General features: G+C 68.7%; 13 protein-coding genes and 2 riboswitches. Of the genes, 7 read left to right on the forward strand and 6 right to left on the reverse strand.

Annotated features, from left to right (window positions below):
- The first annotated feature begins 34 nt into the window (after positions 1–34).
- The gene (locus NNZ72_RS07055; protein WP_257314447.1) at positions 35–1879 is read left to right on the forward strand and encodes a sensor histidine kinase; all 1845 of its coding nucleotides are present in this window, start codon (positions 35–37) and stop codon (positions 1877–1879) included.
- Positions 1880–1912: 33 nt separating this feature from the next.
- On the opposite strand, the gene gcvP is transcribed toward NNZ72_RS07055, so the two are convergent.
- The 4 genes from gcvP to NNZ72_RS07075 all read right to left on the reverse strand — a co-directional run bounded on the left by gcvP (position 1913) and on the right by NNZ72_RS07075 (position 7072).
- Positions 1913–4774, reverse strand: coding sequence for an aminomethyl-transferring glycine dehydrogenase (gene gcvP, locus NNZ72_RS07060; protein ID WP_257314448.1), 2862 nt, complete (start codon positions 4772–4774; stop codon positions 1913–1915).
- Complete coding sequence (gene gcvH / locus NNZ72_RS07065) at positions 4774–5136, reverse strand: glycine cleavage system protein GcvH (protein ID WP_257314449.1); 363 nt, start codon at positions 5134–5136, stop codon at positions 4774–4776. Before gcvH ends, gcvP begins: the two co-directional genes overlap by 1 nt.
- Positions 5137–5306: 170 nt before the next feature.
- Positions 5307–6446: a glycine cleavage system aminomethyltransferase GcvT gene (gene gcvT / locus NNZ72_RS07070; RefSeq protein WP_257314450.1), complete on the reverse strand. Its 1140-nt coding sequence runs from the start codon at positions 6444–6446 to the stop codon at positions 5307–5309.
- Positions 6447–6524: 78 nt separating this feature from the next.
- Positions 6525–6602: riboswitch (glycine riboswitch) on the reverse strand.
- Positions 6603–6705, reverse strand: a riboswitch (glycine riboswitch).
- A 103-nt stretch (positions 6706–6808) separates the two neighbouring features.
- Positions 6809–7072, reverse strand: coding sequence for a hypothetical protein (locus tag NNZ72_RS07075; protein ID WP_257314451.1), 264 nt, complete (start codon positions 7070–7072; stop codon positions 6809–6811).
- Between the two features lie 212 nt (positions 7073–7284).
- Here NNZ72_RS07075 and NNZ72_RS07080 point away from each other — a divergent pair, with 212 nt between their 5' ends.
- The 6 genes from NNZ72_RS07080 to NNZ72_RS07105 all read left to right on the forward strand — a co-directional run bounded on the left by NNZ72_RS07080 (position 7285) and on the right by NNZ72_RS07105 (position 11214).
- Positions 7285–7521, forward strand: coding sequence for an Lrp/AsnC ligand binding domain-containing protein (locus NNZ72_RS07080; protein ID WP_024271053.1), 237 nt, complete (start codon positions 7285–7287; stop codon positions 7519–7521).
- Between the two features lie 59 nt (positions 7522–7580).
- The gene (locus NNZ72_RS07085) at positions 7581–8573 is read left to right on the forward strand and encodes an RluA family pseudouridine synthase (RefSeq protein WP_257314454.1); all 993 of its coding nucleotides are present in this window, start codon (positions 7581–7583) and stop codon (positions 8571–8573) included.
- Positions 8573–9238, forward strand: a complete 666-nt coding sequence (locus NNZ72_RS07090; RefSeq protein WP_257314456.1) for an HAD-IA family hydrolase — start codon at positions 8573–8575, stop codon at positions 9236–9238. The genes NNZ72_RS07085 and NNZ72_RS07090 overlap by 1 nt, the downstream gene beginning before the upstream one ends.
- Entirely contained in the window at positions 9231–10016 is a 786-nt protein-coding gene (locus NNZ72_RS07095; protein ID WP_257314457.1) for an ATP12 family chaperone protein, read from the forward strand. Before NNZ72_RS07090 ends, NNZ72_RS07095 begins: the two co-directional genes overlap by 8 nt.
- Positions 10017–10092: 76 nt before the next feature.
- The gene (locus NNZ72_RS07100; protein ID WP_257314458.1) at positions 10093–10740 is read left to right on the forward strand and encodes a hypothetical protein; all 648 of its coding nucleotides are present in this window, start codon (positions 10093–10095) and stop codon (positions 10738–10740) included.
- 81 nt (positions 10741–10821) lie between these two features.
- Positions 10822–11214, forward strand: a complete 393-nt coding sequence (locus NNZ72_RS07105) for a DoxX family protein (protein ID WP_257314460.1) — start codon at positions 10822–10824, stop codon at positions 11212–11214.
- A 3-nt stretch (positions 11215–11217) separates the two neighbouring features.
- Here the strand turns inward: NNZ72_RS07105 and sugE are convergent, their stop codons facing one another.
- Both sugE and fghA read right to left on the reverse strand, forming a co-directional pair.
- On the reverse strand, positions 11218–11532 hold the full coding sequence (sugE, locus tag NNZ72_RS07110; RefSeq protein WP_257314461.1) for a quaternary ammonium compound efflux SMR transporter SugE: 315 nt from the start codon (positions 11530–11532) through the stop codon (positions 11218–11220).
- Between the two features lie 162 nt (positions 11533–11694).
- Positions 11695–12531 (reverse strand): S-formylglutathione hydrolase, encoded by an 837-nt coding sequence (gene fghA, locus NNZ72_RS07115; RefSeq protein WP_257314462.1) that lies wholly within the window; start codon positions 12529–12531, stop codon positions 11695–11697.
- Positions 12532–12537 lie beyond the last annotated feature (6 nt).

Below are 12537 nucleotides of genomic sequence, written 5' to 3' on the forward strand. Positions count from 1 at the left end.
CCCGCCTGAAATCGCGACCGGCGGAGGAGAGAGCGTGTCCGGCGAGACTGCTTCGAGCGACCGCTTTGCGGCCGCGCTCTACGAGAAACTGCCGTTTCCCGTGCTCGTCCTCGACGGCAACGGGCGCCTCCTCTCGCGCAATGCCGCCGCCGGGCGCGCGTTCGGCTGGGACGGCGGGGCGGGCGAGCCCGCGGACGGGCGCGTTCTCGACGGCGCGGCGGAGGGGATGCTTGCCCGCCATGCCGCGGACGGCGCCGCTCGCCCCCTTCGTTTCCTGCGCGCCGACGGCTCCGTTTTCGAGACGATGGCGCAGGCGATCGCGCTCGGCACGGCGGGCGCGGCCTACGCGCTGCTCCTGCCCGGCCTCGGCGAGGGCAATCGCGACGGCGACGCGGCGCTGAGCCGGCGCGTCAACGCCGCGCTCGACAGCGTGCCGGAGGGCTTCGCCATCTTCGACGGCGAGGAGCGGCTGGTGATGTTCAACCGCACCTTCAGGGAGATGTGCGGGGACGCGCGCGACACCGTCCGCATCGGCGCGAGCCTGGAGGAGATCCTGCGCGCCAATATCCGTGCCGGCACCTATCGCGACGTCCGCGAGGGCCTGCTGGACGGCGAGGCCTTCCTCCGGGCGCGGCTGAACGACCAGCGCAACGCCGCGCCCGGCGGCGTCGTCTTCGCCTATGGCGAGGACCGCTGGATGCGCGCCGAGAACCATCGCACCGCGCTCGGCGACATCGCCGCGCTGCGCGTCGACGTCACGGCGCTCAAGCGGGTGGAGAGGGAGCTGGAGGAGAAGCGGCGCGAATATCTCTCGCTGCTGCAGATCCTGCCGGACATGATCATCCGTTTCGACGACAGGCTGGTGATCCGCTTCATCAACGACAAGTATGCCGCGCGCTTCGGCATGACGGCCGAGCGGATGATCGGCACGACCCTCTGGTCGCTCGCCCGCACGCCCGCGCAGCGGCAGGTGCTGGAAAGCGTGCTGGATTCGTCGCCGGACACGCCGATCCGCACGCGCGAGCATCGCTACGAGGGCCCCGACGGCAGCGAGCACTGGGTGCTGTGGACCTCCGTCGCCACCTTCGACGAGGCCGGCAAGGTCCGCGAGGTCGTGGCGATCGGCCGCGACATCACCGAGGTCAAGCGCCAGCACCAGAAGCTCGAGGCGCAGGCGCGGGAGCTGAAGAAGAAGAACGAGGCGCTCGACCAGTTCACCGCCACGGTGTCGCATGATCTCAAGGCGCCGCTGCGCCATCTGTCGATGTTCTCCGAGATGATCGCCGACGACGTGCATGCCGGCCGCTTCGATGACGTGCCGGAGTATGCCGCGCAGTTGCGCAAGAGCACCGCGCGCATGCGGCGCATCATCGACAGCCTGCTGGACTATGCCCAGATCGCCTGGCACATCGCCGAGCTGCGGCCGGTTCCGCTCGCCGAGGTGGTGCGCGACGCGCTCGCCTTGCTCGAGGGGCACGTCGCGGAGAGCGCGGCGGAGATCGAGGTCGGCGCGCTGCCCGAGGTGATGGGCGATCCGGAGCTCCTGCGGCGGCTGGCGCAGAACCTCATCGGCAACGCGATAAAATACCGCCGCCCCGATACGCCGCCGCGCGTGCGCGTCTACGGGCACGCGGAGCGGGACGGCGTGCGCTTCGTCGTCGAGGACGAGGGGATCGGCATCGAGCCGCAGCATGCCGAGCGCATCTTCGAGGTCTTCTACAGGCTGCACCGCGACGAGACGGTCTATCACGGGACCGGCATCGGCCTCGCGCTCGCCCGGCGCATCGCCGAGAGCCATGAGGGCACGATCACGGTCGACGCGGGCTACGGGCCGGGCGCGCGCTTCGTCGTGACCTTCCCGCGCCGTGCCGCGGAGTAGGGCCGGGCGCGTGCGGCGCCCGGCCGGGTTCCGTTACTCGGCCGCTTCCGCGTAGTCCTCCAGCGGCGGGCAGGAGCAGACGAGGTTGCGGTCGCCGTAGACGTTGTCGACGCGGTTGACGGGCGACCAGTACTTGTCGACCCGGAAGGCGCCCGGCGGATAGCAGGCCTGCTCGCGCGTATAGGGCCGGTCCCATTCGCCGACGAGGTCCTCCACTGTGTGGGGCGCGTTCTTGAGCGGGTTGTTCTCCCGGTCCATCCGGCCCTCCTCGATGGCGCGGGCCTCCTCGCGGATCGCCAGCATCGCCTCGCAGAAGCGGTCGATCTCCGCCTTGGTCTCCGATTCGGTCGGCTCGATCATCAGCGTGCCCGCGACCGGCCAGCTCATGGTCGGCGCGTGGAAGCCGCAGTCGATCAGCCGCTTGGCGACGTCGTCGACGGTGACGCCGGCGCTCGCCGCGAGCGGCCGCGTGTCGATGATGCATTCGTGCGCGACGCGACCCTTCTTCGAGGCGTAGAGCACGTCATAGGCGCCCTTCAGCCGCGCGGCGATGTAGTTGGCGTTGAGGATCGCCACCTTGGTCGCCTGCGTCAGCCCTTCGCCGCCCATCATCAGGCAGTAGCTCCAGGAGATCGGCAGGATCGAGGCCGAGCCGAAGGGCGCGGCCGACACCGCGCCGGCCTCGCCCGCGGCCGGGTTCGCCGGCAGGTAGGGGGCGAGGTGCGCCTTGACGCCGATCGGCCCCATGCCGGGGCCGCCGCCGCCGTGCGGGATGCAGAAGGTCTTGTGCAGGTTGAGGTGCGACACGTCGGAGCCGATGTCGCCGGGCCGGGCGAGGCCGACCATGGCGTTCATGTTCGCCCCGTCCATGTAGACCTGTCCGCCGTGCTTGTGGACGATCTCGCAGACCTCGCGCACGTTCTCCTCGAAGACGCCGTGCGTGGAGGGGTAGGTGATCATGCAGCAGGAGAGGTTTTCCGCGTACTGCTCTGCTTTCGCACGGAAATCCTCCATGTCGATGTCGCCGTTCTCCGACACCTTGACGACCACGACCTTCATGCCGGCCATCTGCGCGGAGGCCGGGTTGGTGCCGTGCGCCGAGGTCGGGATGAGGCAGACGTCGCGATGCGCGTCGCCGTTGGCGCGGTGATAGGCGCGGATCGTGAGCAGGCCGGCATATTCGCCCTGCGCGCCGGAATTCGGCTGCATGGAGACGGCGTCGTAGCCGGTGATGTCGCAGAGTTTTTGCGACAGGTCCTCGATCAGGTGGCGGTAGCCCTGCGCCTGGTCGGCCGGCACGAAGGGATGGATCTCGGAGAATTCCGGCCAGGTGATCGGCAGCATCTCGGCCGTCGCATTGAGCTTCATCGTGCAGGAGCCGAGCGGGATCATCGCCCGGTCGAGCGCGAGGTCGCGGTCCGACAGCCGGCGGATGTAGCGCACCATCTCGCTCTCCGCCCGGTTCATGTGGAAGATCGGGTGGGTGAGGTACTTGCTCGTGCGCAGCAGGTCCTTCGGCAGCCGGTAATCCGGCTCGAATTCCGCCACCTCGAAATCGCCGCCGAAGGCGCGCCAGACGGCCTCCAGCGTGACCGGGCGCGAGCGCTCGTCGAGGCTGATGCCGATGCGGTCGTCGCCGATCCTGCGCAGGTTCACCTGCTCGGCGACCGCCGTCTTCAGGATGACGCCCTGCAGCTTGCCGACATGCACGGTGATCGTGTCGAAGAACACCTCGGGCTCGACGGTGAAGCCGAGCTTCTCCAGCCCCATGGCGAGGCGAACCGTCTTCTGGTGCACGCTCTGCGAGATCGCCTTCAGCCCTTCCGGCCCGTGGAACACGGCGTACATCGAGGCCATGACGGCGAGCAGCACCTGTGCGGTGCAGATGTTCGACGTCGCCTTCTCGCGGCGGATGTGCTGCTCGCGGGTCTGCAGCGACAGGCGGTAGGCGCGGTTGCCGCGCGCGTCGATGGAGACGCCGACGAGGCGGCCGGGCATCGAGCGCTTGTAGGCGTCCTTCACCGCCATGTAGGCCGCATGCGGCCCGCCGTAGCCCACCGGCACGCCGAAGCGCTGCGTCGAGCCGACGGCGATGTCGGCGTCCATGTCGCCGGGCGACTTCAGGAGCGCCAGCGCCAGCGGATCGGCGGCGATGACGGCGATGGCGCCGGTCTGGTGGAGGCGGGCGATCAGCCCCGAGAAATCGCGGACATGGCCGTAGGTGCCGGGATACTGGAAGATCGCGCCGAACACGTCGACGGGATCGAGGTCGGCGAAGGGATCGCCGACGATCACCTGCCAGCCGAGCGGTTCCGCGCGGGTCCTGACGAGCGCGATCGTTTGCGGATGGCAGTTCTCGTCGACGAAGAAGGCGTTGGCCCTGGATTTCGCCACGCGCTGGGCCATGGCCATGGCCTCGGCGGCGGCCGTCGCCTCGTCGAGCAGCGAGGCGTTGGCGACGTCGAGGCCGGTCAGGTCGCAGACCATGGTCTGGTAGTTGATGAGCGCTTCGAGGCGCCCCTGGCTGATCTCCGGCTGGTAGGGCGTATAGGCCGTGTACCAGGCGGGGTTCTCCAGGATGTTGCGCTGGATGACCGGCGGCGTGATCGTGCCGTAGTAGCCCTGGCCGATCAGCGAGACGAGCTTGACGTTGCGGTTGGCCGTCTCGCGCAGCTTGTCGAGCGCCTCGCGCTCGGTCATCGGCGCGCCCCATTCGAGCGGCTTCTCCTGCCGGATCGAGCGCGGCACGGTGTCGTCGATCAGCGCGTCGAGGCTGTCGTAGCCGATCACCTTCAGCATCGCCTCCATCTCCTTCGGCGAGGGGCCGATGTGGCGGCGGTTGGCGAAGTCGTAGGGCTGGTAGTCGGTGAAGGCGAAATCCTTGGGAAGAGACATCAGCCGACAAGCTCCTTGTAGGCGGCCTCGTCGAGCAGGGCGTCGGCGTCGGCCGCGTTGGCGAGCTTCAGCTTGAAGAACCAGCCGGCGCCCTGCGGATCGGAATTGACGAGGGAGGGGTCGCTCGTGATCGCCTCGTTGATCTCGACGATCTCGCCGTCGAGCGGACAATAGACGTCGGAGGCCGCCTTGACGCTCTCGACGGTGGCCGCGTCGCCGCCCTTGGAGAAGGTCGCGCCGACCTCGGGCAGCTCGACGAAGACGAGGTCGCCGAGCTGTTCGGCCGCATGCGTGGTGATGCCCACGGTCGCGACGTCGCCCTCGATCTTCAGCCACTCGTGCTCTTCGGTGAATTTCAGCATAGTTGTTCCTCTCTATGGGAAGGTTCTGTGATCGGGCCCCCTCATCCGGCCCTTCGGGTTCCCTTTCCCCCGAGGGGAGAAGGGGACGCCGGAGCTTGCCTTTTTCACCTTCTCCCCAGCGGGGAGAAGGTGCCGGCAGGCGGATGAGGGGGGCGAAGCGCGCATATCTGTCAGCGTTTGAAGGTGTTCTTGACGAAGGGCGTCGCCGCCACGGCGACCGGCAGGAATTTTCCGCGCACGCCGGCGTAGAGCTGCGTGCCGATGTCCGCCGCGCTCGTGGAGACGAATCCCATGGCGACCGGGCCGTCGACGCTCGGGCCGAAGCCGCCGGAGGTGACGGTGCCGACGATGTCCTCGCCCTCTGGGTCGGTGGCGAGCACCGCGCCGGCGCGCACCGGCGCGCGGCCCTCCGGCCTGAGGCCGACGCGGCGGCGGGACGCGCCGTTTTCGAGCTGTTCGAGGATGACGCCCGCGCCGGGGAAGCCGCCTTCGCGCGCGCCGCCTTTGCGGCGGACCTTCTGGATCGCCCATTCCAGCGCCGCCTCGACGGGCGTCGTCTTCGTGTCGATGTCGTTGCCGTAGAGGCAGAGGCCGGCTTCGAGGCGCAGCGAATCGCGCGCACCGAGCCCGATCGGCAGCACGTCCGGATGGTCGAGCAGGCGGCGACAGACGCCCTCGGCAAGCGCGGCCGGCACCGAGATCTCGAAACCGTCCTCGCCGGTGTAGCCGGAGCGCGAGACGATGCAGTCGGCGTCGTGCAGGTCGCAGGCGCGCACGTCCATGAAGCGCATCGAGGAGACGTCGGCCCAGAGCTCGGCGAGCACGGCCTCGGCATGCGGGCCCTGCAGCGCGACCAGCGCGCGGTCGTCGTGGAGCACGATCTCGCAGCGGTCGCCGATCTTCGCCTGCATGTGGGCGACGTCGGCCTCCTTGCAGGCGGCGTTGACCACGACGTAGAAATGGTCGCCGCGGTTGGCGATCATCAGGTCGTCGAGGATGCCGCCGTCGTCATTGGTGAAGAGCGCGTAGCGCTGGCGGCCCTCGGCGAGGCCGGCGACGTCCACCGGCACCAGCGTCTCCAGCGCGCGGGCTGCATCGGCATTGTCGCCGGAGCGGGCGCGCACCGTCACCTGGCCCATGTGCGAGACGTCGAACAGGCCGGCGGCGGCGCGGGTGTGCTGGTGCTCCTTCATGACGCCCGCCGCATATTGCACCGGCATCTCGTAGCCGGCGAACGGCACCATGCGGGCGCCGAGCGAGAGGTTCAGCGCGTGAAGCGGGGTTTTCTTGAGGTCTGACGGTCCGTCCAAAAGGCGCCCTCCGGTCGTGGCGCCCGTCTCTTGTCGAGGGCACCGGCTCACAATCTCGGCGCGGATGCGCCGCTCTCCTGAGCCCCCTCTGTCCCTTCGCCTGAGATTGTTATCCCTTCGGCGGGCGCTTGCGCGCCACTCTCCAGAGTTCCTGACGGCACCTTGCTGGTCCTTTTGCCTGAGAGTTTCCGGGGCGGTTGCTCCTTCGGCACCGGCCATGCCCTTCGGCAGGGCGGCCGGTTTCTCCCAGCGAGGTCGGCTCCAGATAACGGGCTTGCCTCGGCTTTGGCAAGAGCGAAGCGTCGCGTGCGAACAATTTTTTGTCGTAGGCGGAGAAGGGGGCGGACCGATGCCGCCGGCGGCTAGCCGGCGTTCTCGTCGTAGAGGCGCTGGGCCTCGGCGAGCGTGCGCTGCGGCTCGCCGGCGGCGGTGATCAGCGCCAGCGCCAGGGCGGGCGGCTTGATCAGCGTGACGAGGGCGAGCGTGCGCGCGTCGCCGCTCACCCGGGCATCCTCGCTCCACATATGGATGCGCTGCTCGAAGGGCGTGCGGTTGCGCGCCTCGGGCTTCATGGCCTGCGATGCATAGGCTGCCGTCGTCGGCGATACGGTGACGATCTGGGTCATGGTGCTCGACGTCGCTCGTTCGTGGTCCTGCAATTTATCATTTGCGACTTTCGCGGACATGAAGATCGGCGGTTGCATTTTAGCGGTCTTTTAACGATCGCGGGGCGCTCTTGCGCGCCCTTGCCAGGGCGGGCGCACTTCCGCCATAAGGAGGCGACGGGCCGCCGGAATCGCGCGGCCGAACGGATGCCGCCACCGGCGGGAGGATAGCGATGAAGCCGATTTTCGTGCAATTGCAATGCGCTCCGGGCAAGACCTACGAGGTTGCCGACGCCCTTTACGCTACGGAACTCATCTCCGAGCTCTACTCGACCAGCGGCGACTACGACCTGCTCCTGAAGATCTACGTCGACAGTGAGGAGGACATCGGCAAGTTCATCAACGACCACGTCGCTTCGATCCCCGGCATCGTCCGGTCGCTGACGACGCTCACCTTCCGCGCCTTCTGAGCAACCTTCCCCTTGGCCGGAACTTGCGCTAAAGCACCGCGCAACGAAAGAAGGCGAAGATGGCAGGCATCGAACACAGGCAGGTGGACGGCGAGGAGGCGGGCATGCGGCTCGACCGCTGGTTCAAGGTCCACTATCCGGGCCTCGGCTTCGGCCAGCTGCAGAAGCTGCTGCGCTCCGGCCAGATCCGCGTCGACGGCGGGCGGGTGAAGAGCGACACCCGCGTCCAGCCGGGCCAGTCGATCCGCATCCCGCCGATGGAAGTCGACGCCAGGGGGACGAAGGCCGGGCCGATCGGCGGGCGCGACCTGAAACATTCGCCCGACGGCGAGTTGCTCTCGCGCATGCTGCTGCACGAGGACGACAAGGTGTTCGTGCTCAACAAGCCGGCCGGCATCGCCGTGCAGGGCGGCTCGGGCGTCACCCGGCACATCGACAAGATGCTGGAGGCCTGGACCAGCCCGAAGGGCGAGAAGCCGCGCCTCGTGCACCGGCTCGACCGCGACACGTCCGGCGTGCTCGTCGTCGCCCGCACGCGCGGCGCCGCGCAGAAGCTTGCCACCGCCTTCCGCGAGCGCGACACGAAGAAAACCTATTGGGCGGTGGTCAAGGGCGTGCCGCGCAAGCGCGAGGACAAGATCTCGACCTGGCTCGTCAAGGAGCAGACGCCGGACGGCGACCGCATGCGCATCGCCAAGCACGGCGAGGAGGGGGCCGACCACGCGGTCTCCTACTACCGCATCGTCGAGCAGGCCGGTCAGACCTTCGCCTGGCTGGAGATGGAGCCCTATACGGGGCGCACCCATCAGCTGCGCGTCCACGCCGCCCATATCGGCCATCCGATCCTCGGCGACCCGAAATATTTCGAGGCCGACACCAACTGGACCTTTCCGGGCGGCGTGCAGAACCGCCTGCATCTCCATGCCCGCCATATCGACATCCCGCATCCGTCCGGCGGGCGGCTCAGGGTGACGGCGCCGCTGCCGCCGCACATGGTGCAGACCTGGAACCTGTTCGGCTTCGACCAGAGCGCGGCGGACGGAGACGACTGATGCGGCTCGTCCTTTTCGATTGCGACGGCACGCTCGTCGACAGCGCCGGGCTGATCCACGAGGTGATGGCGCGCACCTTCGCCGACCACGGCCATCGCCGCCCTGCGCTCGCCGAGACCAAGGCGATCATCGGGCTGACGCTCGACATCGCGATTGCCCGCCTGCTCGGCCGGCCGCATGTCGACGACGAGGCGCTGGCGATGACCGCCCATTACAAGGCGATCTATCTCGGCGTGCGCGCCGAGCCGGGCTTCCAGGAGCCTCTCTTTCCCGGCATCGCCGGCATGATGGCGCGGCTGGAGCGCGAGGAGGCGATGCTGCTCGGGGCCGTCACAGGCAAATCCCGTCGCGGCCTCGACCTCATCCGCGCGACGCACGGCTTCGAGCGCACCTTCTTCGTCTCGCGCACGGCCGACGACTGCCCGTCCAAGCCGCATCCGGCGATGGTGACGGAATGCTGCGGCGAGGCGGGGATCGACACGGCGCGCACCGTCGTCGTCGGCGACGCGGTCTACGACATGCAGATGGCGAAGGCGGCAGGGGCGGCGGCAATCGGCGTCGCTTGGGGCTATGCCTCCGTGCCCGAGCTGGTGGAGGCCGGCGCGGACCATATCCTCAGGACCCCCGCCGACCTTCTCGAATGGCTGGAGATTTCCGATGCGTGACATCCTGGGCGATCTTTCCGAGGCGATGAGCGATCCCGATCCGGTGCGCCGCGCGCAGATCCAGATGAAGCGGCCGCTGCCGAAGCGGTTCTACAAGGCGGCCACGTCCGGCGCGGTGGAGGGCGGCTACGGCATCCTGCTCGACGGCCGGCCGGTGCGCACGCCGGCCAAGAAGCTGCTCGCCGTGCCGGCGCTTGCCATCGCCGAGCGGCTCGCCGCCGAATGGGACGCGCAGGCCGAGGAGATCGACCCGGCGAAGATGCCGGTGACGCGCCTCGTCAACACCGCCGTCGACGGCGTTTCGGCCAATCTCGATGCGGTGTTCGAGGAAATCCTGCGCTTCGCCGGCACGGACCTCCTCTGCTACCGCGCCGATTCGCCGGAGGGTCTCGTCGCGCGCCAGCGCGAGGGCTGGGACCCGCTCATCCGCTGGGCGGCCGACGCCAAGGGCGCGCGCTTCATCCTCGTGGAGGGCGTGATGCACCGGGAACAGCCGCCGCAGGCGCTCGTCGCCTTCTCCGCCGCGCTCGACGCCTGGCGCGATCCGCTGGCGCTCGCCTGCCTGCACACCGTCACCACGCTCACCGGCTCGGCGCTGATCGCGCTGGCGCTCGCGGAAGGCGTGGTGAACGCCGAGCGGGCCTGGACGCTCGCCCATATCGACGAGGACTGGCAGATCGAGCACTGGGGCACCGACGAGGAGGCCTTCCGCCGCCGCGAACTGCGGCGCGAGGAGATGGACGTCGCCGCCGCCGTGCTTTTCGAAATCCCCCGCTAGACGCCGGGATCGCCGCAACCCCCGGGCCCGTGCGAGCGGGGCGGGTTTCCTTCGACATCGCATACCGGACAGTTTCATGCAGCATCTCTTCCGCATCCTTCTCTCCGCCTGCCTCCTCCTCACCCTGCCGGCCGGCGCCGGCGCCGTGGAGGCCCATCCCGTCAAGGACATCCGCAAGGTCGTCGTCAGCGGCGACGGCACGGCCTCGCCGACGGTGCTGAAGCGCACCGGCGAATATCTGCGCGCGGCCGCCCGGGCGACGCGGCGCCCGGTGCAGCTCGAGCGCGCGCAGATGGACGTGCGCGTCTCGCGCGTCGTGTTCGGCGCCGACGGCCACAACGCGGCGGCGGTCGCAATCACCGTCTCCGGCCTGAAGGGCGGAACCGCCCAGCGGCGCAGCCTCACCGTCAACAGCTTCATGGAAGGCCGCGGCCGCGACGCGGCACTCGCCGAGGCGATCGCCCGGCGCGTGGCGATCGCCTACAATCTCGCGCCGGTGAAGGCCGTAAAGGCGGTCGGCAAGCGTGCCGGCAAGGGCCGCAAGCACGCGGGCAGGGAACGCCGGACCTCGGCCCGCAGCTCGATGCACGCCTATTCCGCCGACAAGCGGCCGCTCGTCATCCCGACGGAGGCGGCGCTGACGGTGCGCTCGCGCGCGCTGCCGGCCGGCTCGAAGCAGAAGGTCGCGCCCTGCGTCGTCACGCGCACGATCAGCTGCGACTGAGTGCTGCGCAACAAGCCTCTGGAAAATCGCCGGGAGAAACACGACAATGCCCTCCTCTGACAACCCGAGAGGAGATGCGGAATGGACATGTTCGACCGGCTTTCGACCTATCGCCCGCAGGCGCTGGCCGTGCTGAGAATCATGGCGGCGCTGCTTTTCATCGAGCACGGAACGCAGAAGGCCTTCGATTTCCCGGCGGCCGCCCAGCCGTTCGGCAGCCTGTCGGGGCTGATGCTCGTGGCGGCGGCGCTGGAGATCCTCGGGGGACTCGCGATCCTCGTCGGCTTCCTCACGCGGCCCGTCGCCTTCGTGCTGTCGGGCTTCATGGCGGTCGCCTATTTCATGGCGCATGCGCCGCAGAACTTCTTCCCGGTCAACAACCACGGCGACGCGGCGATCCTGTTCTGCTTCGTCTTCCTCTACCTGACCGCGGCGGGGCCGGGCGCCTGGGCGCTCGACACCCGCCGGGCGTGAGGCTCAGGCGACGAATTTCAGGCCGAGGATGCCGAGGACGATGAGGGCGATGCAGCCGAGGCGCATCGCCGTCACCGGCTCGGCGAAGAGGACGATGCCGAGGATCGCCGTGCCGACCGTGCCGATGCCGGTCCACACGGCATAGGCCGTGCCCATCGGCAGCGTCTTCACGGCAAGCCCGAGCAGAACCATGCTCGCGACGAGCGAGACGGCGGTGAGCGCGGTCGGCAGCGGCCGCGTGAAGCCGTCGGTATATTTGAGGCCTATGGCCCAGCCGATCTCGAGAAGGCCGGCGAGCGTGAGAAGTATCCAGGACATGAAACCTGACTCCGTTTCAAGGGAGCGAGGCCGTCCCCGCGTTCGTGACCGGATTCGTCCTCCGGCGGCAGCCGTCTGCCGGTTGCACTATCGCCGAACGGAGCGGCATCGGCAAGATCGGGGGACGCAGGCGAGCCATGCGCCCCCGCCATGGCATCCTGCTCAGGCGAGAAGCCGCTCGGCATGCCACTTGAGATGGTCGTCCATGAAGGTCGAGATGAAATAGTAGGAATGGTCGTAGCGCTCGTGCATGCGCAGCGTCAGCCCGATGCCCCTGCCCTCGACCGCCTTCTCGAACAGCCACGGGCGCAGGCCGTTCTCGAGGAAGCCGTCGGCCTTGCCCTGGTCGATCAGGAATTCCGGGAAGCGCGCGCCGTCGGCGACCAGCGCGCAGGCGTCGTACTCCCGCCAAGCCTTGCGGTCGGGGCCGAGATATTTCTCGAAGGCGGGGGCCGACCAATCGGCCGTCGACGGCTCGACGATCGGGGCGAAGGCCGAGCAGCTCCTGAAGCGGTCGGGGTTCTTGAGCGCGATCGTCATGGCGCCGTGCCCGCCCATGGAATGGCCGAAGATGCCCTGGCGCTCCATGTCCATGCGAAAATGCTGGCTGACGAAATCCGGCAGTTCCCCGGTGACGTAGCTGTACATGCGGTAGTTCTCGGCCCAGGGCTTCTCGGTGGCGTCGAGATAGAAGCCGGCACCCTTGCCCATCTGCCAGTTGGTGAGCTCGTCCGGCACGTCGTTGCCGCGCGGGCTCGTGTCCGGGCAGACGACGACGAGGCCGAGCTCGGCGGCCATGCGGCGGTATTCGCCCTTCTCCATGACGTTGGCATGGGTGCAGGTGAGGCCGGAGAGATACCACAGCACCGGCCGCGGCTCGGCGATCGCCTGCGGCGGCACGAAGACGGCGAAGGTCATCTCGCAGTTGCAGGCCTCGGATTGATGGGCGAACACGCCCTGCATGCCGCCGAAGGCCTGGTTCTGGGAAAGCACTTTCATGGGAAG

The sequence above is a fragment of the Shinella pollutisoli genome (genome assembly GCF_024609765.1).
Taxonomy (GTDB): Bacteria; Pseudomonadota; Alphaproteobacteria; order Rhizobiales; family Rhizobiaceae; genus Shinella; species Shinella pollutisoli.